Origin of the sequence: Rhizobium sp. BK661, assembly GCF_024808825.1 — a bacterium.
Lineage (GTDB): Bacteria > Pseudomonadota > Alphaproteobacteria > Rhizobiales > Rhizobiaceae > Rhizobium.
Genome location: NZ_JANTYT010000031.1, coordinates 24,786 through 49,683, shown reverse-complemented (window position 1 = coordinate 49,683; position 24,898 = coordinate 24,786). Strand labels below are relative to the sequence as shown.

General features: G+C 58.0%; 22 protein-coding genes and 2 pseudogenes. 18 read left to right on the top strand and 6 right to left on the bottom strand.

The window, feature by feature from the left end:
• Positions 1-289 precede the first annotated feature (289 nt).
• A complete protein-coding gene (locus FHX16_RS29910) occupies positions 290-583 on the top strand; it encodes a hypothetical protein (protein ID WP_259131938.1) in 294 nt (97 codons plus the stop codon).
• Between the two features lie 284 nt (positions 584-867).
• On the opposite strand, the gene FHX16_RS29905 is transcribed toward FHX16_RS29910, so the two are convergent.
• Positions 868-1,053, bottom strand: coding sequence for a hypothetical protein (locus tag FHX16_RS29905; protein ID WP_259131936.1), 186 nt, complete (start codon positions 1,051-1,053; stop codon positions 868-870).
• A gap of 299 nt (positions 1,054-1,352) precedes the next feature.
• Between FHX16_RS29905 and FHX16_RS29900 the strand changes: the two genes are divergently transcribed.
• From FHX16_RS29900 to FHX16_RS29875, 6 genes are all read left to right on the top strand, one after another.
• The gene (locus FHX16_RS29900; protein WP_259131934.1) at positions 1,353-4,787 is read left to right on the top strand and encodes a response regulator; all 3,435 of its coding nucleotides are present in this window, start codon (positions 1,353-1,355) and stop codon (positions 4,785-4,787) included.
• A complete protein-coding gene (locus tag FHX16_RS29895; protein ID WP_259131932.1) occupies positions 4,772-5,617 on the top strand; it encodes a protein-glutamate O-methyltransferase CheR in 846 nt (281 codons plus the stop codon). Before FHX16_RS29900 ends, FHX16_RS29895 begins: the two co-directional genes overlap by 16 nt.
• Positions 5,617-6,183 carry a chemotaxis protein CheB gene (locus FHX16_RS29890; protein WP_183757980.1) on the top strand — a complete coding sequence of 189 codons (567 nt, stop codon included), beginning with the start codon at positions 5,617-5,619 and terminating at the stop codon, positions 6,181-6,183. The genes FHX16_RS29895 and FHX16_RS29890 overlap by 1 nt, the downstream gene beginning before the upstream one ends.
• A 4-nt stretch (positions 6,184-6,187) precedes the next feature.
• A complete protein-coding gene (locus FHX16_RS29885; RefSeq protein WP_259131931.1) occupies positions 6,188-7,753 on the top strand; it encodes a response regulator in 1,566 nt (521 codons plus the stop codon).
• A 132-nt stretch (positions 7,754-7,885) separates the two neighbouring features.
• Positions 7,886-8,518: a hypothetical protein gene (locus FHX16_RS29880; protein ID WP_259131929.1), complete on the top strand. Its 633-nt coding sequence runs from the start codon at positions 7,886-7,888 to the stop codon at positions 8,516-8,518.
• 171 nt (positions 8,519-8,689) lie between these two features.
• Positions 8,690-8,956 carry a hypothetical protein gene (locus FHX16_RS29875; protein WP_259131927.1) on the top strand — a complete coding sequence of 89 codons (267 nt, stop codon included), beginning with the start codon at positions 8,690-8,692 and terminating at the stop codon, positions 8,954-8,956.
• Between the two features lie 271 nt (positions 8,957-9,227).
• Here the strand turns inward: FHX16_RS29875 and FHX16_RS29870 are convergent, their stop codons facing one another.
• Positions 9,228-10,124, bottom strand: a complete 897-nt coding sequence (locus FHX16_RS29870) for a DUF72 domain-containing protein (protein WP_259131925.1) — start codon at positions 10,122-10,124, stop codon at positions 9,228-9,230.
• Positions 10,125-10,624: 500 nt separating this feature from the next.
• Here FHX16_RS29870 and FHX16_RS29865 point away from each other — a divergent pair, with 500 nt between their 5' ends.
• The 4 genes and pseudogenes from FHX16_RS29865 (at position 10,625) to FHX16_RS29850 (ending at position 13,309) form a co-directional block, all read left to right on the top strand.
• On the top strand, positions 10,625-10,876 hold the full coding sequence (locus FHX16_RS29865) for a GlsB/YeaQ/YmgE family stress response membrane protein (RefSeq protein WP_183757989.1): 252 nt from the start codon (positions 10,625-10,627) through the stop codon (positions 10,874-10,876).
• 217 nt (positions 10,877-11,093) lie between these two features.
• Positions 11,094-12,443, top strand: a complete 1,350-nt coding sequence (locus FHX16_RS29860; protein WP_259131921.1) for a chloride channel protein — start codon at positions 11,094-11,096, stop codon at positions 12,441-12,443.
• An 11-nt stretch (positions 12,444-12,454) separates the two neighbouring features.
• Positions 12,455-12,625: pseudogene (locus FHX16_RS29855) on the top strand (ATPase); the annotation flags it as partial.
• A gap of 216 nt (positions 12,626-12,841) precedes the next feature.
• Complete coding sequence (locus FHX16_RS29850; RefSeq protein ID WP_310503163.1) at positions 12,842-13,309, top strand: HD domain-containing protein; 468 nt, start codon at positions 12,842-12,844, stop codon at positions 13,307-13,309.
• 138 nt (positions 13,310-13,447) lie between these two features.
• On the opposite strand, the gene FHX16_RS29845 is transcribed toward FHX16_RS29850, so the two are convergent.
• On the bottom strand, positions 13,448-14,227 hold the full coding sequence (locus FHX16_RS29845) for an alpha/beta hydrolase (RefSeq protein ID WP_259131919.1): 780 nt from the start codon (positions 14,225-14,227) through the stop codon (positions 13,448-13,450).
• Between the two features lie 330 nt (positions 14,228-14,557).
• On the opposite strand from FHX16_RS29845, the gene FHX16_RS29840 reads away from it, so the two are divergent.
• The 7 genes and pseudogenes from FHX16_RS29840 to FHX16_RS29810 all read left to right on the top strand — a co-directional run bounded on the left by FHX16_RS29840 (position 14,558) and on the right by FHX16_RS29810 (position 21,576).
• Positions 14,558-15,328: an SDR family NAD(P)-dependent oxidoreductase gene (locus FHX16_RS29840; RefSeq protein WP_259131917.1), complete on the top strand. Its 771-nt coding sequence runs from the start codon at positions 14,558-14,560 to the stop codon at positions 15,326-15,328.
• 268 nt (positions 15,329-15,596) lie between these two features.
• Positions 15,597-16,925, top strand: coding sequence for a histidinol dehydrogenase (gene hisD, locus FHX16_RS29835; RefSeq protein ID WP_259131915.1), 1,329 nt, complete (start codon positions 15,597-15,599; stop codon positions 16,923-16,925).
• Positions 16,926-16,929: 4 nt separating this feature from the next.
• Positions 16,930-17,938 (top strand): annotated as a pseudogene (locus tag FHX16_RS29830) (zinc-binding dehydrogenase).
• 36 nt (positions 17,939-17,974) lie between these two features.
• The gene (hutC, locus tag FHX16_RS29825) at positions 17,975-18,706 is read left to right on the top strand and encodes a histidine utilization repressor (protein WP_183758001.1); all 732 of its coding nucleotides are present in this window, start codon (positions 17,975-17,977) and stop codon (positions 18,704-18,706) included.
• Between the two features lie 191 nt (positions 18,707-18,897).
• Positions 18,898-19,911: an ABC transporter substrate-binding protein gene (locus FHX16_RS29820; protein WP_183864650.1), complete on the top strand. Its 1,014-nt coding sequence runs from the start codon at positions 18,898-18,900 to the stop codon at positions 19,909-19,911.
• Between the two features lie 20 nt (positions 19,912-19,931).
• Entirely contained in the window at positions 19,932-20,792 is an 861-nt protein-coding gene (locus FHX16_RS29815; protein ID WP_183864651.1) for an ABC transporter permease, read from the top strand.
• Between the two features lies 1 nt (position 20,793).
• On the top strand, positions 20,794-21,576 hold the full coding sequence (locus FHX16_RS29810; protein WP_183758007.1) for an ABC transporter ATP-binding protein: 783 nt from the start codon (positions 20,794-20,796) through the stop codon (positions 21,574-21,576).
• A 41-nt stretch (positions 21,577-21,617) separates the two neighbouring features.
• Here the strand turns inward: FHX16_RS29810 and FHX16_RS29805 are convergent, their stop codons facing one another.
• The 3 genes from FHX16_RS29805 to FHX16_RS29795 all read right to left on the bottom strand — a co-directional run bounded on the left by FHX16_RS29805 (position 21,618) and on the right by FHX16_RS29795 (position 24,777).
• On the bottom strand, positions 21,618-23,378 hold the full coding sequence (locus FHX16_RS29805) for a N,N-dimethylformamidase beta subunit family domain-containing protein (RefSeq protein ID WP_259131912.1): 1,761 nt from the start codon (positions 23,376-23,378) through the stop codon (positions 21,618-21,620).
• Positions 23,379-23,747: 369 nt separating this feature from the next.
• Positions 23,748-24,347 carry a YidB family protein gene (locus FHX16_RS29800; protein ID WP_246712772.1) on the bottom strand — a complete coding sequence of 200 codons (600 nt, stop codon included), beginning with the start codon at positions 24,345-24,347 and terminating at the stop codon, positions 23,748-23,750.
• 241 nt (positions 24,348-24,588) lie between these two features.
• Positions 24,589-24,777, bottom strand: a complete 189-nt coding sequence (locus tag FHX16_RS29795; protein ID WP_183758011.1) for a hypothetical protein — start codon at positions 24,775-24,777, stop codon at positions 24,589-24,591.
• Positions 24,778-24,898: the final 121 nt, after the last annotated feature.

The window sequence follows — 24,898 nt, the reverse complement described above, 5'->3', positions numbered from 1 at the left end:
CCCTGAAGGAACTGAAGGACTGGCGAATAATCTTGAAACCCTTCACGGAAAACGACTTGGTTAACGCCATCGAAGCTGCACTAAAGTAGGTGAGCCTCCGATGTCAGTTGTTGGCCCATCGCGTCATTTCGGGCGTTAGAGCGATTCAGTCGCCCCTGGATTGACGCGGACGTTAGGCTGGGTCTTGTGAGTTCCGCGCGACAGGCACGCGACGTCAGTCACCGCTTCCGGACGATTTTCGGGAACAGCACCCCCCGGTACAGAGTTTGTCTCCAAAGGAGAAACGCCCATGCGCCGGTTCCACCTCGCAGCCTATCTGATCTTGACCGCTGGTCTTGGCCTTTCCCTGAACGCTCATGCCCAGTCCCTGCCCGATGAGGCCGGGCCGATATTTGGCAGCCACAGTTCTATCCCTTCAGAGGAAGCCATCACCAATCCGGACGGCTTCGGTAGATCTGCCGACAGAAAAAACATCGACGCCTCGCAGAAAGGTTCCACGAACCAGGAAGATTGCCACAGGCCCAAGGATATCAGGACGGACCGACCGACCCTTGGCAGGGGAAAGCTCGACTGCGTAAGATAGCCGTCGCCTAGGATCAGGTTGAAGCATGAGGGGCAGCGTTCCGCGCTAAAGCGTCAAGGCCATGGCGACCCAGGTGTCATCGCCAAGTTTTTGCATGGACCTCACCGCCTCTCGATTGCGCTTCCTGACTTCCCAATCCAGATCGGTTTCAGGCGAGCCTGCAGGGGAAATCTCCGCCGCTCGGGCAGGGAGCTAACAAACCCGACTGAAAAAGGCCCGGCAGCGGGAGCAACCGAGCCTTCTGGCGTCCAAGAAGGATTGGAGCCAGCTTTGCACTGCGCCTGTCAGGACATTGCGAAGCAGAAACCGATAGGATTGTCGAAGGTTCCATAGGCCAAATGAAAAGCCCGGCGGATCTGAAGATCTTCGCCGGGCCTGTCGCGGACCTTCATAATGGGCGATGCAAGGTCCCCCAGCGTGTCGGCGGAGCGCTGCAAAGAGAAAACCAGCTCAATGCCGAAATGTTCCACAGAGGGGTCTTCGCTCTGCGAAGGTGAATCAGCTGGCGAAGGAGGACATCAACCGACCATCGCCCGTCGGAGCCTGACGTCGTCAGCGCTCCGCCTATGGCGCTTGCGAGATGCCTGGCCCCATACATGGCATTGGAATGACCGGAAGCATTGGGCCCGGCAGTCGAAAACATGCGAAATCTCGCATTGACGTTTCGTGTCAGGGCATTATCTCGCGCCGACATTCCTCTTGATCCGACTGTGTGCTCGGCGCGCAAGCTGGGATATTCGGAACCGTCACACATTCGCGAGAGCATTTCATGTCGCATGCCGCAGTGTCCACCAACAGGCTCAAATCCAGCCTTGAGCCCGCCGTGGCGCTCGCCTTGGCCACCGCAGTCGCCTTCTTCGTCATCAGCGGCGTGATCGGGACCTTCAATCTGCGGTCGCTACGCGAGAACAACGCGAGAATCGTGCATACGCACGAGGTCATCTTAGGCCTGAGCAAGGTGCTTTCCAGTATCCAGGATGCAGAAACCGGGCAGCGAGGCTTCGTCCTTACCGGCGATGAGCGGTATCTGGACCCCTACCAGGCGGCCCTGACCAGTATTCCGCAGCGGATTGCCGAGATCGCGGATCTCACGAAGGATAATCCCGAACAACAGCGCCGACTGCCTATGCTGCGACAGCACGTGGATGCGAAGCTCGCGGAACTCAAGGAAACGATCGACATGAGGCGCTCGCAGGGTCTGGAGCCGGCGCTTGCCCTTGTCAACTCCGACCGCGGCAAGATCGAAATGGATGCCGTGCGAGCTCAACTCGGCGCCATGACTGAGGAGGAGACTAACCTCCGTGCAGCACGGCTCGCCGAGATGGAAAGCGCCTACAATACGGCGCTGGTGACCAGCATGCTTGCAGCAGCCCTCGGCATCGTCCTGACCATTGCCATCGGCGTCATGGTCCGCCGGGCAACGATGGCGCGCCGACATGAGGAGTGGCTGAGGACGGGCCAGCTGGGTCTCGCCACCGCCATGATGGGCGACCAGCAGACCGATCAGCTCGGCAACAGCATTCTCGAGTTCACGGCGCGTTATGCGGGAGCTGTCGCCGGAGCAATCTTCGTCGGCGATCAGGATTGGTATCGACGGGCATCCACCTATGGCGTCCCCGCGGGTGTGTCCATCCCTGCACGGTTCAGCGGAAGAGAAGGATTGCTGGGCCAGGCAGCCGCTGAACGCAGGACACTTCTCGTCGATGACGTTCCCGACGGCTATCTGGCCTTTGGATCGGCACTCGGTCAGGACAAGCCACGGCATCTGGTGATTTCGCCGGCTGTTCTCGATGAGACCGTCAACTCTGTCATCGAACTCGGTTTCCTCCGCAAGGTCCCCGAACACGTCCTGTACTTTCTGGAGCATGCGTCATCCTCCATCGCAACCGCAATACGCTCGGCGAACTATCGCACTGAGCTCCAGAAACTGTTGGAGGAAACGCAGCGGCAATCGGAAGAGCTTCAGGTTCAGAGCGAGGAACTGCGCGTTTCCAATGAGGAACTCGAGGAACAGGGCCGCGCGCTCAAGGAATCGCAGGCCCGGCTGGAGCAGCAGCAGGTTGAACTGGAGCAAACCAACTCGCAGCTCGAGGAACAGGCGCGGCAACTGGAAATCCAGCGGGACAGCCTGGAGCAGGTCAATGCTTCGGTGGAACTGAAGGCCCGCGAGCTCGAACAGGCGAGCCGCTACAAGTCAGACTTCCTCGCGAACATGTCGCATGAACTCAGAACGCCGCTGAACTCCTCCCTGATCCTCGCCAAGCTGCTTGCCGACAATGCTGAGGAGAACCTGACGGAGGAGCAGGTCAAGTACGCCCAGACGATCCAATCCTCAGGCAACGACCTGCTCAACCTGATCAACGATATTCTAGACCTTTCGAAGATCGAAGCCGGGCATGTCGACATAAAGCCGGAGCCTCTTTCGATCGAGAGACTGACAAACAACCTTTCACAGCTTTTCGATCCCGTTGCTCAAAGCAAGGAATTGGAGTTCCATGTCGACGTCACCGCAGACGCCCCGAGCGTCATCGAAACCGACCCGCAAAAGCTCGAGCAGGTTCTGAAAAACCTGCTATCCAACGCATTCAAGTTCACCGAGCGAGGAAGCGTGACGATCACGGTCAAGCCTGAAGCTCGCGGTCACGTCGCCTTCGCCGTCCGTGACACCGGCATCGGCGTCGCAGAAACACAGCAGAAAAGCATATTCGAGGCGTTTCACCAGGCCGATGGAACGATCAGCCGCAGATATGGCGGAACAGGTCTCGGGCTGTCGATTTCCCGGGAGCTTGTTCGCCTTCTCGGTGGCAGCATCCATCTCGCGAGCCGGGAGGGACAAGGGAGCACGTTTACAATCGTGCTGCCCCAGTCCTACGACCCCGCGAAGGTCGCGCCGCGCGATATTAGTTCTGCCGCGCCAATCGTCACGGTTTCATCTGCGCCGGTCGACACCACAGCTATCCCGCAGCCGCCGCGTCGTCAAATCATCGAAGACGACCGCGCCGCACCCTTAGACGAACGACACCTTCTCCTTGTCATCGAAGACGATCACAGCTTTGCCGCTATCCTCAGGGACATTGCCCGGGAAATGGGTTTCCGTGTCGTGGTCGCCGGCACAGCGCAGGAGGCTCTTTCTCTCTCTAAACAGTACATGCCGAGCGCGATCGTCCTCGATGTCGGTTTGCCCGATCAATCGGGACTATCGGTGCTGGACAGGCTGAAGCGGGACGTGCGGACCCGTCATATCCCGATCCATATCGTATCGGCCAACGATAATGTGGAAACCGCGTTGTCGCTTGGCGCCGTTGGCTACATGCTCAAGCCGGTCAAGCGGGAGCAATTGATCGAGGTGCTCGCAAAGCTGGAGTCGAAGCTTTCTCAACGAATGCACCGCGTCCTGATTGTCGAAGACAACGAGGTCCAGCGGGAGGCCGTCGCGAAGCTCTTGACGTCGCATGACGTCGAAACGGTCAGCGCCGGGACGGCTGCCGAATGCCTGAAGCTCCTGAAGGAACAGACATTCGACTGCATCGTGCTTGATCTGTCCTTGCCTGACGCATCCGGCTATTCGCTGCTGGAGACCATCAGCCAGGACGGCGACCACTCCTTCCCCCCTGTCATCGTCTATACCGGACGCGTCCTGTCTGCGGACGACGAGCAGAAACTAAGGCGTTACTCGAAATCGATCATCATCAAGGGGGCAAAGTCACCGGAACGCCTGCTGGACGAGGTGACCCTTTTCCTTCACCAGGTCGTCTCAGAACTCCCCGACGAGCAGCAGAAGATGATCCGCAAGGCCCGAAACCGGGACGCCCTTCTTGAGGGACGCCGCATCCTCGTCGTCGAGGATGATGTGCGCAACGTCTATGCGCTCACCAATATCCTCGAACCGAAAGGCGCGGTCATCCAGATTGCGCGCAACGGCCAGGAAGCACTCGATGCGCTTGCAAAGTCCGGGGATGACCCAGCGAAGGCTATCGATCTTGTTCTCATGGACGTGATGATGCCCGTCATGGATGGTCTGGCGGCGACCCGGGAGATCCGCAAGAACGCCGCCTGGAACAAGCTGCCGATCATAATGTTGACGGCAAAGGCCATGCCCGATGATCAGCAGCGGTGCATTGAGGCGGGTGCGAGCGACTACATGGCTAAGCCTCTCGACGTCGAAAAGCTCCTCTCACTCGTACGCGTATGGATGCCGCGGTGACCGAAATACATATCGGCAAGGTCGAGGATATCGAGATCCGGTTGCTGCTCGAAGCGCTATATGTCCGCTATCACTACGACTTCCGGAACTACGCCATGGCGTCGATCAAGCGCCGGCTGAAGCAGGCGCGCGAGCAGCTCGGATTTTCGACCTACTCGGCACTGCAGGAAAACCTCCTGCACGACCCGTCAGCACTTCCGCGACTGCTCGATTACCTCACGGTCCAGGTCAGCGAGATGTTCAGGGATCCCGCCTACTTCAAGGCGATCAGGGAGCAGGTGATCCCGCATCTTCTTACCTATCCTTCCCTCAAGGTGTGGATCGCAGGCTGCAGCGGCGGCGAGGAACTCTATTCGATGGCGATCCTCTTTCGGGAAGAAGGTCTCGAAGAGCGTACGATATTCTACGCCACCGATATCAACCAGGATGCCCTGGCGATTGCGGAGCGCGGGATCTACGATCTCGACCGGATCCAGCTCTTTACCGAGAACCACCGAAAGTCCGGGGGCAAATCTTCCCTGTCGGAATATTATACAGCCGCTTATGGCCGGGCGACGTTCGACAAGACGTTGCGCCGCAACGTCGTCTTTTCCGATCACAGCTTGGTCACTGATGCAGTCTTCGGGGAGATGAACCTCGTTTCCTGCCGCAATGTGATGATCTATTTCGATCGGTCCCTCCAGGATCGGGCGATTGGCTTGTTCAAGGATTCCCTGCCGCGGAACGGCTTTCTGGGTCTTGGATCCAAGGAAAGCATCCGGTTCTCGTCGCATGCAAAGTCGTTCAAGGAGTTTGTGCGCGAGGAAAAGATCTATCAGAGGACGGACTGATGAGCGTTCGGCGCCATGAAGCAGTGGTCATCGGCGCGTCCGCAGGCGCGCTCGAAGCATTGTCGGTGATCCTGCCGGCACTACCAGACGGATTTCCGCTGCCGATCTTCGTTGTGGTGCATGTGCCTCCAGACAAGCGGAGCATTCTCGCCGAACTCTTCCGCACGAAATGTGCCATCGATGTCCGAGAGGTCGAAGACAAGGAAACGATCAAGGCCGGAACGGCATTCTTCGCACCACCCGACTATCACCTGCTCGTGGAATCGGTCGGCTCTCTGGCCTTGTCCAGCGATGATCCGATCATGTTCTCGCGCCCATCGATCGACGTGCTGTTCGAAACTGCCGCGGATGTCTACGGCTCGGGCCTGATAGCGATCGTCCTGACCGGTGCCAACCATGACGGTGCTGCGGGCCTGCGCGCAGTTGTCGACGCTGGTGGAACAGCCCTTGTCCAAAATCCTCACGGCGCTTTTGCTCCGGCGATGCCGGAAGCGGCAATCCGGGCATGCCCGGGCGCAAACATCATGTCGCTTGCGGCGATCACTGAATATCTGAAGAAGGTGTAAGCTCATGGACCCCGTGTCCTTTCTCCTGGTGGACGACCTCGAAGAAAACCTCATTTCCCTGGAGGCGCTCTTGCGCCGTGAGGGTCTCAGGCTCCTGAAGGCGCGCTCTGGAGATGAAGCCCTGGAACTTCTGCTGAAGCACGATATCGCTCTCGCCCTGATCGATGTGCAGATGCCTGGCATGAACGGCTTTGAATTGGCCGAACTCATGCGGGGAAACGAACGGTCGCGGCGGGTTCCGATTATTTTCGTGACCGCTGGTAGCCCTGACCGGTCGTGGCGTTTCCAGGGCTATGAAGCTGGCGCCGTCGACTTCATCCAGAAGCCGATCGAGCCCGACATTCTGCGCAGCAAGGCGGAGGTTTTCTTTGAACTCTATCGGCAGCGCCAACAGCTGGCAATGCAGCGCGATGAGCTTGAAGCGCATGCAACCGCGTTGAAGGAAGCCGACCAGAGGAAGGACATCTTCCTTGCAACGCTCGCTCACGAACTGCGCAACCCACTCGCACCACTTCGCCACGGGCTCGACATTCTGAATCGAAAGCCTGACAGCGCCGAGGCGGAGAAAATTCGGTCGACGATGGATCGCCAGCTATCCCATCTGGTGCGGCTGATCGATGATCTTCTCGATGTTTCACGTGTCAGCCAGGGCAAGATCGAGCTGCGCAGAGAACCCATCAAAGTCCAGGACATCGTCAATCTGGCGGTTGAAGGAAGCCGACCCGCGATCGATGCGGCCGGGCATAGGTTTGTGGCCGACCTGCCAAGCGAAGCGCTATGGGTCGATGGCGATCCCGCTCGCCTCTCCCAGGTCGTCGGGAACCTGCTGAACAACGCGGCCAAGTACACGCCTGCGGGCGGGCGGATTGAGATAACAGCCTATCGGGAGACAACGGAGGTCGTCATCGTGGTGTCCGACAACGGGATCGGCATTCCGGAGCATATGCGCTCAAATGTCTTCCTGCTGTTCACCCAGGTCGAGGATCACCTGACACGTTCCCAGGGCGGCCTGGGCATCGGCCTTTCTCTTTCGAAGCAGCTCGTGACCTTGCATGGCGGCCGCATAGAGGCAAAAGCCGGCCCAACGGGAACCGGCACATCCTTTGTCATTCGGCTGCCTCTCGTTTCCGCTCCGGCGGAAACCACGCCTGAAGCCCGACCGAGCGTGGATGAAACTGTTTCTGAACAGACAGGAAAGGTTCTCATTGTCGATGACAACGTCGACGTCGCTCAGGTGGTGGGCTGGATGGTGGAGGAGATCGGATACGAATATCACCTCGTTCATGACGGACGGGAAGCTCTTCAGGCGGCCCGCTCCTTCCAACCCGACATCGTGCTTCTCGACATCGGCTTGCCTCATATGGATGGGTACGAGGTGTGCCGCGCATTTAGAGCCGACGGCGAATTCAAGGATATTCCGATCATCGCCCAGACCGGATGGGGACAGAGCAAGGATAAGGACCTCGCTTCGGCGGCTGGTTTCAACCACCATCTGACGAAGCCGGTCGATCTGGACGAACTTGGATCGGTTCTTGGCCAGATTGTTCGGGACACGCCAAGAGCTCAGTAACGACGTGCAGCTACCGACGATGATCCTTCGAGGGCTTGTCGGGACCAAGGCCTCCCATTCACGGCATATCCAGTGGCGCCTAAGCGGGCCTGGTCGTTGACGCTTCTGCTTTGAAGGCCCATCTACAGTCAGATGTCAAAGACGAGAAAGAATGTCCCTTCAGACCTGACCGAGACCTGGGCGCTGCCTCCCGCGGCCACGCTGGGGTCATCCGTGCGCGCCAAAGGGATCCTCCTCGAGATCAGAGCCCGATTGCCTTCCGTAAGCCGCAAGTCGCTTGATCTCAGCGGTAGCTTTCTCACCTTGGGAATGCCCGAATGTGCGAAAGCCGAGTTTCGCAGGGCCTCGGCAGTCGTCGCAGAGGCACTTGAAAATATCGAAAGCCTCCCCGTGATTCCTCGCGAAATAGAGGAAATCCTATCCATATCCACAACCGAGAGACATCGCTGGCTCAACGATGGCCGACTGCCGAGCGCTGGAACCCGAACGGTGAAGCTTCGTGGGCGTGCACGCAAGATAACCTTTCATGTCTTCGACCCACGGGCGGTCGAGGACATGCTCGACCGCGGTATCGTCGACGAATGGCGCGAAGACGACGCCGCAACTGCGGCGGAAAACAGAAGGCGTGCGGCCTGGAAGGCGAAACTGACCCGCTCCCTCAAGAAGGGTGGCAAAGCTCCGACGCCGCCCGAGGTGAGCGCCGACGATGAACCGTCGAAACTGCGCGGCTGGGAAGAGTTCGGGCGCGAAGGCTTTCTTCGTTAGGCTGTCAGCCTTCCTCACCCCGTTCGAATGGTCCCGGTTGCTGAGCTTAAACGATCTCAACGGTATTGCCAATTTCGCCCGAATTGCCGAACTGGGCGGCATGATGTCGGAATACGGGGTGGAACCGGACTGACGGCTGCTCGTTGTGAGATAAAATAAAGGAGCCATCAAATGACCTACGTCGCATCGCCCACCTACTCGGACAACCCGTTTGCCCGGCAAGCCAACCTAAAGCAGTGTCTCGAGACCGCCAGGCATCGCCTCAATGAGACGTCAAACGCTTCGGAAGCAGAGAGACTGGAAATTCTGGTTTCCTCGGCGCTAGCCGCCGGCTGGGACGAAGATGAAACCCGCGCTGCCCTCAACAGTGACGAGCGGCCGCAAGCTGTGCTACCCCAGCCCAACCAGATCGGCCTTGTGCCATCGTCGTCGCTATGAGCATTCACAGACCATCAAATCGGGAAATTGGACCCTGGGTTATCTTGCTGGCCAGCGTTATCGCGATGGGATTGGCCATCCTTGCCGGGGCTAAAATAGGCTCGCAGTACGAGCAGCACCGAAATCGCGTCGCGGTGACCGAGCGAGGGTAGCGACTTCGACATGATCGCTAAGCAAGCTGCCGGGTTTGCAGGGCGTGACTGACGAAAGCCATCACCACAGATTGCCAGCCACGTACGATCCACCCTATCAAAGATAGATGCCTGCTTTTCTAGCTGGTCAGCATCGGGTTCTGCGCTTCAAGCAGTCGGCAAAGCGCCTCGGCGTTCTTGACTGCATTGGCATCACGGTCGTTATTGAAATAGGCCCAGACCCGTTTCGCGCCACTCGCTTTAATGCGCTCGACCCATCCGAGCAGCTCCTCGTCGCTATAGTCATGTCGATACCACTGGGTGGTGCCGTGAAAACGTAAATACACGTCGTCCGAAGTCTTGACGAGTTGATCAGGAAGCCGCGGTCCGCTGGTTGAACAAAAGATCACTCCGGCAGCCTCGAACTTCCTAAACACAGTATCATCCCACCAGCTCTTATGCCGGAATTCGACGACGTTCCGTCGAGCCGGGTCAAGCTGACAGAGGATCAAATCCAGCATCTCCGTTGTGTAGCGCACGCGCGGAGGCAGCTGGAACAAAAAGCACCCCATATGGTCTCCAAGCACGTCCGAAATATAGGCGAAGTCCCGCACCAGTTCGTGGGTGCCTTCGAAAGCTTTGATGTGCGTAATTAACTCACATACTTTCACGGTGTAGACGAAGGCGTCATCTGCCTGGCGCAGCCATGTCTTTACGGTGGCGAGCGTTGGCCACGAATAAAACGGGGCATTAAGCTCGACGGTTCGAAAACTTTTCTGATAATGGACAAACCATTGGCTTCGTGAAAGATTGGAGGGATAGAATCGTCCGTTCCAATGCCAGTAATACCACCCCGAGCAGCCGATTTGCATGTTGCTTACGGCCGGGAGCGCTCCGGAGAAGCTGGCCTGTTTCGCACCCATTCTAAGATCGTGCATTTTTGCGGCGCGCTCTTCGTTTTCATCGCGCTGCTTCTGTCGGCGCAAGGCCCGCCGGGCCCTGCGCGCCTCCACCTCTTCTGCTGCCGGGACTGACATCAGCGGATTCCCGGTTTGAGCTCCGGATCCTGCATGCGTTTGGCGGGTCCTGGCTGCGACCGGATTGCATTGGCTATCGCGAGGGCCGAGAAGCAACTTTTCGATCGGACCATGCCCTTTTCGCCTCCAAGAAAAACTGGGACGACCATCATCCCTGGAGACAACATCCCTCGTAAGAAATCGTTCCGGTGCGCTACTCGAACAGCCGGAGCCGGGCAACCCGGCCGGACAGCAACCGAGCGAAGCATCGTCTTCGTCCGGACCTCAAAACGTTGAACTTTCAGGAAAACACGGCCTCCTCGGTTGTCGCTGCTGGCTGGAGTTGAAACCCCTCCCGGGACGCGGAAAGCCCGAAAGCGTCGTAAGAGATGGTCGCGGTCATCCAAGTGTGTCCGCCGTTGAAGTTTCGAGAAACGATCGGTGATTGACGGCGGCGCCTCCCGCTCTAGGTGCAATGAACTGTAGTCAATTTGGATCAGCATTATTTCGAGAGGTTCAACATGGAAGAAGCAGGTATCGGCTGGATTGCAGCGATTATCATCGGCGGTATTGCGGGATGGCTCGCCGAGCAGTTCATGAAGTCGAACATGGGGGTGCTGATGAACATCATCCTCGGAATCGTTGGGGCTATCATCGCCAATATCTTGCTTTCGCTGGTCGGTATCGTTCTGAGCGGTTGGCTCGGATACCTGGTTGCCGGATTTGTCGGAGCCTGCATATTGATTTGGGTGGGAAGGCTCATCCGCCGCTAATGCGTAAGCCCAGACCGGCACTTTCTGCAGAGCGAAACATTAAGCCGGCGCGATCGGTCATCAGGTGGCGGTTCGGACCATGCAGTCCGACCCTGGGATCAAGGAATTGCTGCAGTGGAATTATTGGTTGATGATTTGAGCCACGACGTAAGGGGTGACGCGTACTGCTTTATGGCGCTAAAAGGCTCGGGTAAATACCGTTCTGCCAGAGTTTCAGATGCCAAGCGCTTATCGCAAATCAAAGCTTTTCCGTCGTTCTCGTGTTCTTCGGGGTTCCTTGTCCCTCTGGCGTACAAGGGCCGTATTTTGGTTCGGCGCAATCGCGATAGGCATTGTAAGTGTCATATTTGCCAAACTTGCCGATCTTGCGCAAAAGGCTTTCACCTCGATTGGATCATCGAGTGAGTTCGCATTTTTGTTGCCTCTGTTGATTACGCCACTGGGATTTATGCTGTCTGCTTATCTAGCAGCCAAAGTGTTCCCAAACTCTCAAGGAAGCGGCATTCCGCAAGCGATAGCCGCCCGGCATCTCCAGGAGAATGAAGACCGTCAGGGCTTGTTGTCTTTGAGGATAGCAGTTGGCAAAATCATGCTGACGATTTTGGGCCTGTTTTGCGGCGCTTCGATCGGACGCGAAGGACCAACTGTTCAAGTTGGCGGAGCAATCATGCTCGCGGTGGCTCGCTTCGGAGGCATGGCGCAGGCTCGAGGCCTTATCCTGGCAGGTTCCGCAGCCGGTATCGCCGCCGCTTTCAACACACCGCTCGCCGGGATCGTCTTTGCAATCGAAGAGATGAGTCGGAGCTATCAGTCGCGTGCGAATGGTATCGTCCTGACCGCTGTCATTCTTTCCGGCATGGCGGCTCTCGCTCTTGCGGGTAGCTATAATTATTTCGGCGAAGCATCGGCAACCCCAACTGACATTCGAGATTGGGGGCTGGTCTTGATCTGCGGTGTTGGTGGCGGCGCACTCGGCGCTTGCTTCAGTGGTTTCGCCCTCCATTTCGGTCAGCGCCTTCGCCGTTGGGTCCACCCACAGCCACTCACACGGACGGTCGCGGTTGCAGGACTTTGCGGTCTACTCGTTGCCGTCATTGGGGTTGGATCCGGCAGTGCGACATTCGGCACTGGCTATGAACAGGCCAGAGGCGCTGTCGAGGGTCATGCCCTTCCAATGCTGTTCTTCATCGAAAAGCTTGCGGCAAGTTTTCTTTCGATGCTGTCCGGCATACCCGGCGGTATCTTCGCTCCGTCACTCGCCGTGGGCGCAGGGTTCGGCAGTACAGTTGGATCATTGCTTGGCACCAGCATTGCCCTGGCAGCGATCCTTGGGATGGCAGGGTACTTTTCCGGTGTCGTGCAAGCGCCGATGACAGCTTTCGTTATCATCCTGGAAATGACTGGCGATCACCAGGCCGTGATCCCAATCATGGCCGTTTCCATGATCGGCTATTTAACATCGCGGATATTGTCGCATGAACCACTATATCATGGACTTTCGAGGGTCTTCATCGCCTCCGCGATCCGTGCCCGTCGGTCGGAACAAAGAATCCAAGCTCCGGCTTAGGCAGCAGTTGCGATCGTTTTCGCGCCACCGTGACCTTTGATGAACAGGGCGACGGCAAGACAGTGCTGACGATGCGCCAGCTCCACCCTACTCGCGAGCGGCGTCAGATCGTTATCGGCTTCGGTGCGGGCGAATATGGGCTGCAGACACTGGATGGTCTCGTGGCTGGGCTGGACGGCTGAAGGATTGGATGAGGTTGCGTATATCGACGTTGCCGACTCGCTAATGGACCGAAGGTCATTACTGAACCATCGGACCTTGGTCCGGCTTCCACAACGAACGGACAGGCCTATTTCCTCCTATTTAGTGAGGGGAACGACAGAAGCTGCGGTTCTTGAGAAACGCATCGCGACCTCTCCGCAGAAGGAAAAGCAGGATGCGGTCCTGAAGAGGTGAAGATGATGAGCTTTGACGGCCACGCAACCGATACCGATGAGCATGCATCGATGTCCGACCTTCTGAAAGCAGTTAAGCTCGCTTTCGATGGCCACTCGGGTCAGAAGGACAAACAGGGCGAGCCCTATTTTTCCCACTGCAAACGTGTTGCCGAGGCCGTCACCGACGAGGACGAACGAACAGTCGCCTATCTGCATGATCTGGTCGAGAAGGCACCGGGTTGGAGTCTGGAACGGCTTCGCGAACAGGGCTTCAGCCCGCTGATCGTTGATGCCGTGGACGCACTCACCAAACGCCCCGGCGAAGACGACGAGAGATTCGTCCTCAGGGCAGCGTCCAATCAGATTGCCCGGCCCGTGAAAATAGCCGATCTCAAGGACAACCTTGCCCAGGCTCGAAAGATGAATTCAGATACGTCCAGATACGAACATGGGCTCAGGATCATCGAGAAAAAATTCGGACGCCACTGACACGCCGGACGCGGGTCGGTTGCGCATAGCATCGACCGGTTTGTCGGCTGTGCACTCATTCGCCTGGAAGCACTCGCAAACTTTTAGACAGGATGTTTTTGCCCGCCGCGAAGCGCTATGGGATGGGATGCTGTTGGGCTAGATCGCCGGCCTCCCCGCCGTATTCCGTTCGACCCACTGGTAGACGAAGCCCGCCACCTCTTCCCAACCCGGCTCGTTGCAAATGAAGTGGCTGCGTCCGGGATAGGTCAGGAAATCGGTCACGCTGCCCACGTCCTTGTATGCCTTGTAGTTCTTTTCGTTCAGCTCGGACGGAATGATTTCATCTCTCTCGCCGCCGATCAACAGCAATGGCGAATGCGGACATTCCAGATCAATGCGACCGGCCCCTCCCATGCAGTCGCGCAGCACGTTGCGGCTATCGTGTGTCGCAGTTTCCTCGAAGGCAAGCGCCGCGTCTGCTTTGGACAGCGAATTCGCAAATGACCGGTGGAACGTTTTGGCATCCATGAAAACAGGTTCATCCCCCTTGAGAGGGTTAGCTATGATTGCTGCGTTCTTGATGAAACCCCAGTCGAATTCGAGCATACGATTGGGAGCGACAGAAGAGATCGCCACGCCGGCGGATAAGAGTCCTTTCGCGACAAGGAGTTGCGTGACAAGTCCGCCGACAGAGTGGCCGATCATGACGGGGCGATCGTAGTTGCCAACAACCCTTTGCATTGTCGCGACGACGTCATCAAGACTGAGTTCGCCAAGTCCTGGAGGAGGACTTTCACGCAGCTCCGCCGGATCACCATCGTGTAATGGCCAGGCAGGAACAACGCACTCAAAACCATGACGGGAGAAGTATTCTACCCATCTCGTCCAACTTTTCGGATTCTGAAACATGCCGTGCACAAATACAATGGTTGTCATAGCACTTCCTCTTCTGTTGGAAGAAGGCGAACGACATCAAAGGGTAATCGTTCCAACAGGCAGGCCACGCCCAGAGACTGCAAATGACCGCTCTTGAACGTCCCCCCGCACCAATGCATGCCATCAGCTCTTTCCGATGCGAATCCATGCCCGCAGATAAATCCCTGAAGTTCATCGGTCGAGGTACAAGCAGCACGAAACTGAAGACCGTTCGTCCGTCGACAACCATGGCCATCGCTTACGCAGGCTTGATCGGTCGTAGGAAGACTGGTCTTTTGCGCATAAATATGCTTGCGGCGACGACATAGGTTTCAATAGCAAGAGGATCCCATGGCCCAAAACATGTTCGACCTGACCGGACGGGTTGCAGTGGTAACCGGTGCCAGCCGTGGCCTTGGCCAATGGATCGCACTTTCCCTTGCGCAAGCCGGGGCAAGTCTCTGTGTTACCGCTCGCGACGAAACGTCGCTTGATGAGACGAAACAGAAAATCGAAGCCCTTGGCAGGACATGCCTGACCAGCGCCCAGGATGTCACCGACGTCTCCTCCATCGACGAAACGTTGAACCGGTTTGATACGATTGCAAGCGGGATCGATATCCTCGTCAACAATGCCGGTTGCGAGCAGGTGGCTCCCTCGCTCGATGTCGATGAAGCGATCTGGGACAAGATTATCGGAACGAACCTAAAGGGTGCCTTCTTCTGGTCGCAGGCCGCAGCACGGCGGATGTCCAGTCGGGCCACCGGTGGAAGCATCATCAACCTCTGCTCTCTCACCTCATATGTCGGCATTCCCACAGCCGTGCCCTACGGCTCTTCGAAGTCTGGGCTTCTCGGCATGACACGTGCGCTCTCGGCCGAATGGGCCCCGCTTGGCATCCGCGTAAATGCGATCGCTCCCGGTTACTTCCGCACGGCAATGACGGAAGGCTTCTACCAGGACGGAAACTGGTCGGAGCGGATGCTCGACAAGATCCCGCAGAAGAGGTTCGGTGAACCTTCCGATATTGGCGGTGCCGTGGTCTTTCTTGCGAGCGAAGCCTCTGCCTATGTCACCGGGCAATGTATTGCCATTGATGGCGGTTTTCTTGCGTCCATCTGAGGCTGCCAAACGCGGTCCTTGACCTTGACAGCAACGGGTTCACCATTACAGTCATGCTGTATAGACAACTATAGACAATAACGGCAACGAAGTCGTCGACTTCCTGGGAATCTGCCGGGCTCAAGTCCGGCGTCCTCGCGTGATCAGAAATCCTGCTGGAGGCACCCGTTGCGTTGCGCTCCTGCCGGCCGCATCCAGTTTTTGTCGGCCACGACCTTGTCGTGGCAAAAGGCCGCCTGCGCGGTCTAGAACCAAGGGCCCCATGCAAATGACTGACGTCACCTTCCACGACTATTCGAAACTTGGTGCTGGCGAGAAAGTCGCTCTTCTGCGCCGGTCCGAGACCGATATCTCGGCCTTCATCGAAAAGGTTGCGCCGATCTTGGAAGCCGTGCGAACGGAGGGTGATCGCGCCATTGCCCGCTTCGGACGTGACCTCGACAAGGCAAATGTCACGGAAGAAACCATCAAGGTCACGGAGGCGGAGTTCGATACGGCCTTCACGGCAGTCAGTGAAGATGTGATCGAGGCAATCAACTTCGGCATCGAGAACATCCGCCATTTTCACGAGGAACAAAAGCCTGAGGCCATGTGGCTGAAGGAGATCAAGCCGGGGGCCTTCGCGGGCGACCGCTTCACACCGATCAAGTCGGTCGCGCTTTATGTCCCACGCGGCAAGGGGTCGTTTCCATCCGTTACCATGATGACCTCCGTCCCGGCGGTTGTAGCAGGTGTTCCAGAACTCGCGATCGTCACGCCACCAGCACCTGACGGCAGCGTGGATGCCGCAACGCTTGTCGCAGCACGTCTCGCCGGCGTCAGGACGGTCTACAAGGTCGGCGGGGCGCAGGCTGTCGCCGCTGTCGCCTACGGCACGGAGACGATCAAACCCGCGCTCAAAATCGTCGGACCGGGAAGTCCATGGGTGGTTGCCGCCAAGCGGAGCCTCGCCGGCATCATCGACACCGGGCTTCCGGCCGGCCCTTCCGAAGCGATCATCTTCGCTGACGACACCGTTCATGGAGGCCTGGCGGCACTCGACCTCCTGATCGAGGCGGAGCACGGCCCCGACTCCTCCGCCTATCTCGTCACCCATAGCCGCAGGGTTGCCGAGGAGGCGCTTGGCGCCCTCCCAGAGCACTGGGCCCGCATGACCAAGCAACGCGTAGAATTTTCCAGTGCCGTCCTTTCAGGCAGATGCGGCGGTATCATCCTCACCTCGTCGATTAAGGAGAGCTATGATTTCGTCAATGCCTATGCGCCCGAGCACCTTGAGATTCTCTCGCAGGATCCCTTTGCCCATCTTGGACACATCACCGAGGCGGCGGAAATCCTCATGGGACCTCATACGCCCGTCAGCATCGCGAACTTCTGCCTCGGGCCGAACGCGGTGCTTCCGACGAGTCGCTGGGCGCGGACATTCGGTCCGCTCTCTGTGACCGACTTCGTGAAACGCAGTTCGATCGGCTATGTGACGGCCTCTGCCTATCCCGAGTTTGCCAAGCGCGCCCATAAGCTTGCCGAATACGAAGGGTTCTCGTCCCACGCGCATGCCGTTTCAGCCGTCCGTGATGACTATCTCCCGAAGCGAGGCTAAAGCGATGAAGGCCGTTCGCCTGCACGATGCGCTCGATCTTCGGGTCGAGGAAATCGAAAGTCCCGGCCCTCCACCGGCGGGCTCCGTAACGATCGATGTTCGTGCAGCAGGGATCTGCGGCTCGGGCCTTCATAATTTCCGGACAATGGATCAGCAGGCGTCCCTCGACCGCCGGGCATGAGTTCTGTGGACGGATATCGGCGATTGGAGAGGGTGTCGAAGGGCTTGCCGTGGGCGACCTGGTCGTCGCCGACTCCCGATACTATTGCGGTGAATGCAATGCCTGCAGAGCCGGATGGACCAATGTCTGCGAGCGGCTCGGGTTTGTCGGTGAGGTCTGCGATGGCGGTTTTGCCGAGCAGACCCAGTTGCCTGCAAGGCTTGTCAGGAAGCACGATCCGTCACTCGACCCTGCCATTGCCGCCATGACCGAACCTCTTGCCGTGGCCCTTCATGCCGTCCGTCGGCTCTCCCCCCGCGTTGGCGAAGCGGTCATAGTCATCGGCTGCGGCTCGATTGGCGGCCTTTGCGGCCTGCTTCTGTCGCGTCTTCATGACGGAAAGCTGCTCTTTGCGGACATGAACGTGGACCGCGCAAACATGGTCGCCAGGATCTGCGGCGGAGCCGCGGTTCCGCTCGACAAGGTAAAGACGAGAGACGGTCTTGACGGCGCCTCCCTTCGTTACGCAATCGATGCCACCGGAAACACCAAGGCGATCGAACAGGGTATCGAGATCCTCGATGGAGGCGGCACCTTTGCTCTCGTCGGCATCAGCCACGGGAAGATCGATCTCGACCCGAACACCCTGGTCGAGCGCGAGATTGCCCTTGTCGGATGTCACGCCTTCGAGAGTGAGCTTGGCGATGCCATCGCCCTCTTGCCCGAGCTTCAGTCTTCACTTCTGGAATTCATCGACGTCCGGCCCTCGCTCGACGACATTCCCGATGCATATCGCCAATTGAGCGAAGGGCGGGCAACCAAGCTGAAAACCATTATTCGCATCGCCGATTGATCAAGACACGCAAGGCGTGAGACGGAGCTTGAAATATTGACCGGTCTCTCAAATACCGCGCTGCCACTCTACGAGAAGGTCAAGGACTTCGTCCTCGACAACATCGGTAACGGCAACTGGCCACAGAACGGGAGGCTCCCGTCCGAGCACGATCTGGTATCCTCGCTCGGAGTGTCCAGGATGACTGTCCACCGCGCATTGAGAGAACTGACCGACAAGGGCTACCTCAGGCGCGTCCAGGGAGTCGGCACCTTTGTTTCGCCTCCGAGAGCCCAATCCACCCTGATCGAGATCAGCAACATCGTCAGCGAGATAAAGGACCGGGGAAGTCGACATCGGGCAGAGGTCATCGTCCTGGAGAGAATCGAGAAGCCGGATGAAATGCTGCTCGGGGCATTTGAATTCACAGAGCTCCGACCGGTCGACCATTCCCTCATCGTTCATTGGGAGAATGACGTTCCTGTTCAACTGGAGGAACGATACGTCAATCCGGCACTTGTGAAATACTATCTCGATCAGGATTTTACGTCTGGTGCGACCTACGATTACCTACAGCACAGTACGCCACTGACCGAGGTCGAGCATCTGATCAGCGCCATTCCCGCGACGGAACGGGACGCAAAGCTTCTGCATATCCGTGAACGTGACAGTTGCCTGGTCCTCAACCGGAAGACTTGGACCGGACCGACCGTCGCTACAGTCAATACCTTCACCTATGTCGGCAGCCGCTATGCGCTCGGGAGCCGATACCTGCCACCAGCAAAATGACTGGTTAGGGTAGGTCGTGGCGTGGAGGCGCTGAATGGAAAGACATCAGCCTTACCGGGTAGCGACAGGGCGACATTAAAATGTATGCCAAATCGAAAAGCACTGCCATCACACCCGCTATTCCGCCTTGATGTTCGGGCGTGAAACTTGAAAAGATGCAACGCTAACAACGAGAGAAAGAGGGGTTTGAAATGAACTACGCTATCATCAGCAGGCACGTTTACCGCGGAGCGCTGGCACTCGGGATCGTCGGTGCGCTCGCCTTCAGTCCGGTTGTCGCACAGGACATCCCGGCAAAGCCGGAGGCTGGCACCTTCAAGATCGGGATCGAGCCATGGCTCGGTTATGGCCAGTGGCACGTGGCGGCAAGCAAGGACCTGTTCAAGAAAGCCAATCTCGAGAACGTCGAGCTGGTCAACTTCACCGAGGACAAAGACATCAACGCCGCGCTCGCAAGTGGTCAGCTTGATGCCGCCAACATCGCCACCCACACCGCCATGGGCATGGTCGCTGCCGGTCTTCCGGTAAAGATCGTCTCCCTGCTTGATTTCAGCCTGAAGGCCGATGCCATCCTCGCCGGCAGCGACGTCAAGAGCGTTGCTGACCTCAAGGGCAAGAAGATTGCCTTCGAGGAAGGCACGACCAGCGATATCCTCCTGAACTACGCCCTTGCCAGCAACGGCATGACCATCAAGGACATAGAACGCGTGCCGATGCCAGCAGCCGACGCCGGAACCGCATTGATCGCAGGACAGGTTCCCGTTGCAGTAACCTACGAGCCTTACATTTCGACCGCACTTGCCCAGGACAAGAACATCCAGCTCCTGTTTGAAGCAGGCAAGGACCCGGGTCTCGTCTCCGACGTCCTCGTCGTTCGCGAGGAAGTGCTGAAGGAAAGGCCGGGACAGGTGCTGGCGATGATCAAGGCCTGGGATGCGGCACTTGCCGACTACAAGGCCAATACGGAAGAGGACCGCGCCATCATTGCAAAGGCCGTTGGTGCCTCGCCGGATGATCTGAAGACCGCCTTCGACGGCGTTCAGTACTACACCTCCGCGGAGGCTTCGAAGGCCTTTGCCGGTGACTTCAAGAGCAAGACCTTCGCCGATGTTCTGAAGGCAGCCAAACAGGCCGGCCTTCTCACACAGGACGTTTCCGCTGACAGCATGATCGACACCTCGTTCGTTGACGCCGCGAACAAGTGACCTCTGCCAACGGAACCGTAATGTCTAGCTCCAAAATGCCCTCGACATCCAAGGAAAGATCCCGCGCGCAATCGCGCGCGGGCGTCGGCCGGCCGCCAAGCGCGTTCCGGATCGGCGATCCGATCGGCGGCCGGGCCTTCTTCATGATCGCTCTTGCCGTCTTCGTCCTGCTCTTTGCCATCTGGTGGATCACGACCGGCACCGGTTGGGTGAAGCCTATCTTCCTGCCCTCTCCGACAGCGGTCTGGGCCAAGATGGTCGAACTCGCCGTCGATGGCACTCTTTGGACCGACGCGGGCATCAGCATCTATCGCATGCTGGTCGGATTTCTTCTGGCCTCAGCCATGGCAATTCCGATCGGGATCATGATCGGTTGTTTCAAGACATGGGAAGCGGCCATCGAGCCTTTCGTCGATTTCGTTCGCTACATGCCGGTCGTTGCCTTTGTGCCCCTTACCATTCTTTGGGCCGGAACCGGTGACATCCAGAAATTCGTCATCATCTGGATCGGAACCTTCTTCCAGCAGGTGCTGATGGTCATGGACAGCGTCAAACGCGTTCCAACCGACTTCGTCGGGCTTGGCCGCACGCTTGGAATGTCGGAAACCAGAATCCTGCGCCGCATCGTCCTGCCATCCGCCCTTCCCGGGATCTGGGATACCCTGCGCATCAGCCTGGGCTGGGCCTGGACCTGGCTTGTCCTTGCCGAACTTGTCGCCGCCACATCCGGGCTTGGCTATCGCATTGTCGTCTCGCAACGATATTTTCAGACACAGACCATCATCGGTTACATTCTGCTGCTTGGCTTGCTCGGCCTGATCACCGACCAGAGCATGAAAGCGCTCGAGCGCGTCTTCTTCCGCTATTCCTCGAGGCATTGACATGAGCGAACCCAAACTCAAGATCGAGGGCCTCAACAAGTGGTACAGCGGCAGGAAATCCCGCGTTCATGCCTTAAGCGATATCGAGCTTGAACTTGCCGACAACGAATTCGTCTCCCTGGTTGGCGCGTCCGGGTGCGGCAAGAGCACGCTTCTTTCCATCGTCGCGGGCCTGCAGGGATTTGATAATGGCGTCCTTCTGACGGATGGCGCTCCGATTGTTGGCCCGGGGCTCGATCGTGGGGTCGTCTTTCAATCCTATACGCTCCTGCCATGGTTGACGGCGCAGCAGAACGTCGAATTCGCCCTGCAGGCGGCCGGGATGAGTTCCGCCGAATGCCGGGATGTCGCTCGCCATCACATCGAGCTGGTCAAGCTGGACAAGTTCGCCGATGCTTTTCCCTCGCAACTCTCGGGCGGGATGAAACAACGCGTCGCCATCGCGCGTGCCCTCTCCTACCGTCCGAAAATGCTGTTGATGGATGAGCCATTTGGCGCGCTTGACGCACTGACCCGTCACCAGATGCAGGAGCTTCTAACCCAGATCTGGGAGGAACACCGGCTGACCGTTCTCTTCGTTACCCATGATGTCGAAGAGGCCGTCTACCTCTCCGATCGCATTCTTGCGATGAGCATCAATCCCGGGCGCATCAGTACGACCTTCAACGTCGGGCTTGGACGCCCCCGAAATCAGGAGATGATTTCAACGACGGAATTCATCGCGCTCCAAAAGGAAGTGCTCGCTGCCATCCGTGCGGGCTCCCAGGGCGAACTGGAACATTGAACCCCACGGAGGCCGGCTCGCGGCATCGGCCTCCTTCGTCACTATTCACAACCAAACCTTCCCATCAAGTTCAGCATGATGCGTCCGACGTCGTTATCCTGCGACGGGTTTGGCAGCGCACCGATCCAGGCCACGGAGCCCGTCGAAAAGACAACGCCCCCGCCTTCATGCTGATAGATCGTCATGTCTGCCCGCCGAAGGGCAGTTCGCTCGGCTTCGCCGCCTGCGACCCAAAGATCGGGCCGCACCTGGAAGCTCTCGTCAAAGCCATCCGCAACGGCGAGGCGAACGAGATTCTTTGGTGTCTCCTCCGAGCGGATGACCGCATCGATCTCGTAGCCGGCAGCACCTCCAAGCACGCCGCCTTCGGCTCCGAAGGTATTGGATAAAACGCCGTCAAAGAGCCACGCATAGTTGCCATAGTGGCTTTCCTCGAGCCGCCGATAGGGTCGAGACTTGCCGAAGCTCATGATCACGTAGGTGACGCCGACAAGAGCTTGCGGATGATGAAGGCCGCGATCCTCCCAGTTTCCACCGGGCTCGCCGGTCATTGCGAGATGGATTTCGCCCGGTCTGCCCGACCAGATGTCGTTCTTCCCGCGCCGCAGCTCCATTTTGTCGCCCTGGAACGCTACGACCCAATAAAATCCGTTTCCACCGAGGTAAGCAAGGCTACCGCCGGAACTGAGATATTCCTTCAGCCCAGTCATCATGGCCGATGACCAGTATTCCGGATGACTGCCTGTCAAAAGCAGTCGATAAGGCGTGATGGCTGCTCTTCCTTCGTCATCGAGATCATGGTCAGTCAGGATGTCGACATCAATTCCATGGCGGCCGAGAAATTTCAGAAGCTGCAAATCGACCGGAAGGAGATGCGGCGAGTTCGAGAGGGGATAGTGATAGTCTGCGCGAAGGGTGGCGCGAGGCCGCCGACTGCTTGTGAGGCTGACCCCGCTCATGTCGCTGTGGACGTCGTAAAGGCTCAGGAAATTGTTGTCGATTGCGAAAAGGTGGGAACGATCGCTGCCATGCCACGGATACCGGTCCGGCGGCAGCTGTTCATCCGCGTATGCGAGATAGGTGGCGGTCGGCAGGAGCACGGCAACCGATGACGTAGGAGCTTGCGGGCGAACAAAGAATGGAAGCTGCTCAACCCCTCGGTCCGTCTCTATTGCGACGGCATAGACGCCCGGTCGTGCGTCCGCCGGCACCGATATGACGAGATCGGCTGCCCAGTCGAAGCCGGCAAAGTCGTCATCGTGCAGATGGATCGCGTCAAAATGATCGGCGTCGACACGCGGGTCGTGAATCTCGCCGGTAAATCGAGGTGAGGCAACCGCAAAAGTCGGAGCATTGCAAATGCGAAGGTCTGGCCCGCCACCATCCACAGGCTTGAGGCTCTCGACAGGGCCACGAACCGGGAAGCACCAACGCAATTTACCGGATGCGGTCTTAAGACTGATCCTCCCGATGCGTGCGTTGAGCGTCAGTTGCGCGTGTGAGGCCTCGGCGCCAATATGGATGGTGGCTGGTTTTGGCAGGCCAGATGTCCTGCTCTCCACTTCCCTTCCACCGTGATGGGGCGAAAGCCTTAAACACAGTTCCCCGGCATGGAACGAGAGGGATAGACCGTACCAGGTCTCATTGGCGATCGTCGCGACGTCCGTGCCATTGGCCTGTAACCGTCCATCACGATCGATGGTCAGCAAGAAGCCCGGCCAAGTAATGACGGGCTTCACGACATCATTGGAGGTGAACAGAATCTCGACATCAAGGACGAAATCCTGACCGACATCGAACATCGGAATTTCGACCCAGGAGCCGAGGTCGTATGCTTTTACCTCAAAAGACCGAGATGCCTTCCTGACTGTCCAATTCAGGTGCTCGTTCTTATCCCGGTCAATTGTCACGACCGTGGCCTGCGCCGTTGGGTCGGCACAGGAAACATGACACGCTACCCAGCCTCCTGCGCGCACGCTCCACGGCTCAACGTAGCCGACCGCAGGCATCGCGCTATGATTCAATCTTCGTCGCATCGCGTTCCCGTCTCTTCGTGACCGGCTCCTACCAAATCAGACGAGACCAATCCTGCACGAAATGCCTCAATGGCGAAATCAGCGCCTTCGGCATTGCCGGCGGTCAGTGGCTGCAGCTCACCGTACGGCGTGACGTCAGGCGTTTGCCGGAACCGTTCCGTCAGGTGTTAGGCTATCGACAGCTTCCGGAAGAGATTTCGATAGCCGTGAGATAATCTCGTCGCGGTCCAGTCCGGTCTTTCGTTGCAACTCTGCCAGTAGCTCCGGGCCCAGCGCCTGCACCAGCTCCGGGTGATCGATCGGCTGATTTGGACCTTGATTGACCCAGGAGCCCGCCACCTCTCCCTTGCCATTCTTCGAAAATTGATCAAGCAGACTGCCAAGCCCATCGCTCACGACTGATCCAACCGAGCCGCCCTTCAACAAATCTCCAACACCACCCGGCCTGAACAAGCCGCCCAGCAGTCCCCCCAATCCGTTATCAGCGCCGCTCGCCTCGGTGCCTCCGGCAGGTTGTCCCGCGGTTCCTTGCCCGCTGTCGACAAGCTTTCGCAGAATTTCCTGGATTTTGTCCCTGTTCTGGTACCCAGCCACAGCCAATACGCCCAAAAGGGCTGTCAAATTCCTGTTCATGGAGCGCTCCTTGTTTTGCCGCAGGTCCAAGACTTCGAGTCCGGAAATCGAAGTCGGTCCCATAATTCCTGCACTGCGGGTAAGTTCCGAAAATCCAGTCATTGCGGTGTGTGTTGCTCGACGAGGGCCTTTCGTCGTCTCGCGAAGCGAAGCTTCGATAGCCCAGCCGTTCGTGCGGCAAAGCCCGCCAATTTTCGGACATCAGAACGCGGTGCCGTTGTGCCGTCGACCTCGACCGTTGAGGGGTCGCACCGAACGTTCATCGCAGCTCAACGAATGGCCTACGATTGCCAACAGCGTATGACATGCTCCCCAATCGCGGAGATCGCCGTGAGGTACCGTTTCAGAGTCTTTGCTTGGTCGCTGCGCTCTTGCCGTCGGAACTCTTGGAACGCTCTTCGAAGCGATCGGCACCTTTTGCCAGATCCGACCCTTTCTGAGCTTCAACTTTTTTCTCTTCCTTGGCGGCGTTCTTCCGCAATCCGCGTGCGGAGTCTCTACCTTTTTCGGTCTTGGCTTCCTCGATACCCATTTTGGTCTCCTCTGCGTCTCTCGCAGATTAACGAGTGGCCATTGACTTCGTTCCTGCCCACATCCGCCGCATAGAGGCCAAATCAGAGGTGAATTTTCTCAGACCTGCGACAAGTTTGAAA

What these genes read in the sequence shown, in the direction of transcription:
- FHX16_RS29910 (WP_259131938.1), top strand. Translation starts at nt 290, where the DNA reads ATGCGCCGGTTCCACCTCGCAGCCTATCTGATCTTGACCGCTGGTCTT.
- FHX16_RS29900 (WP_259131934.1), top strand. Translation starts at nt 1,353, where the DNA reads ATGTCGCATGCCGCAGTGTCCACCAACAGGCTCAAATCCAGCCTTGAG.
- FHX16_RS29895 (WP_259131932.1), top strand. Translation starts at nt 4,772, where the DNA reads ATGGATGCCGCGGTGACCGAAATACATATCGGCAAGGTCGAGGATATC.
- FHX16_RS29890 (WP_183757980.1), top strand. Translation starts at nt 5,617, where the DNA reads ATGAGCGTTCGGCGCCATGAAGCAGTGGTCATCGGCGCGTCCGCAGGC.
- FHX16_RS29885 (WP_259131931.1), top strand. Translation starts at nt 6,188, where the DNA reads ATGGACCCCGTGTCCTTTCTCCTGGTGGACGACCTCGAAGAAAACCTC.
- FHX16_RS29880 (WP_259131929.1), top strand. Translation starts at nt 7,886, where the DNA reads ATGTCAAAGACGAGAAAGAATGTCCCTTCAGACCTGACCGAGACCTGG.
- FHX16_RS29875 (WP_259131927.1), top strand. Translation starts at nt 8,690, where the DNA reads ATGACCTACGTCGCATCGCCCACCTACTCGGACAACCCGTTTGCCCGG.
- FHX16_RS29870 (WP_259131925.1), bottom strand. Translation starts at nt 10,124, where the DNA reads ATGTCAGTCCCGGCAGCAGAAGAGGTGGAGGCGCGCAGGGCCCGGCGG.
- FHX16_RS29865 (WP_183757989.1), top strand. Translation starts at nt 10,625, where the DNA reads ATGGAAGAAGCAGGTATCGGCTGGATTGCAGCGATTATCATCGGCGGT.
- FHX16_RS29860 (WP_259131921.1), top strand. Translation starts at nt 11,094, where the DNA reads ATGCCAAGCGCTTATCGCAAATCAAAGCTTTTCCGTCGTTCTCGTGTT.
- FHX16_RS29850 (WP_310503163.1), top strand. Translation starts at nt 12,842, where the DNA reads ATGATGAGCTTTGACGGCCACGCAACCGATACCGATGAGCATGCATCG.
- FHX16_RS29845 (WP_259131919.1), bottom strand. Translation starts at nt 14,227, where the DNA reads ATGACAACCATTGTATTTGTGCACGGCATGTTTCAGAATCCGAAAAGT.
- FHX16_RS29840 (WP_259131917.1), top strand. Translation starts at nt 14,558, where the DNA reads ATGGCCCAAAACATGTTCGACCTGACCGGACGGGTTGCAGTGGTAACC.
- hisD (WP_259131915.1), top strand. Translation starts at nt 15,597, where the DNA reads ATGACTGACGTCACCTTCCACGACTATTCGAAACTTGGTGCTGGCGAG.
- FHX16_RS29820 (WP_183864650.1), top strand. Translation starts at nt 18,898, where the DNA reads ATGAACTACGCTATCATCAGCAGGCACGTTTACCGCGGAGCGCTGGCA.
- FHX16_RS29815 (WP_183864651.1), top strand. Translation starts at nt 19,932, where the DNA reads ATGTCTAGCTCCAAAATGCCCTCGACATCCAAGGAAAGATCCCGCGCG.
- FHX16_RS29810 (WP_183758007.1), top strand. Translation starts at nt 20,794, where the DNA reads ATGAGCGAACCCAAACTCAAGATCGAGGGCCTCAACAAGTGGTACAGC.
- FHX16_RS29805 (WP_259131912.1), bottom strand. Translation starts at nt 23,378, where the DNA reads ATGTTCGATGTCGGTCAGGATTTCGTCCTTGATGTCGAGATTCTGTTC.
- FHX16_RS29800 (WP_246712772.1), bottom strand. Translation starts at nt 24,347, where the DNA reads ATGACTGGATTTTCGGAACTTACCCGCAGTGCAGGAATTATGGGACCG.
- FHX16_RS29795 (WP_183758011.1), bottom strand. Translation starts at nt 24,777, where the DNA reads ATGGGTATCGAGGAAGCCAAGACCGAAAAAGGTAGAGACTCCGCACGC.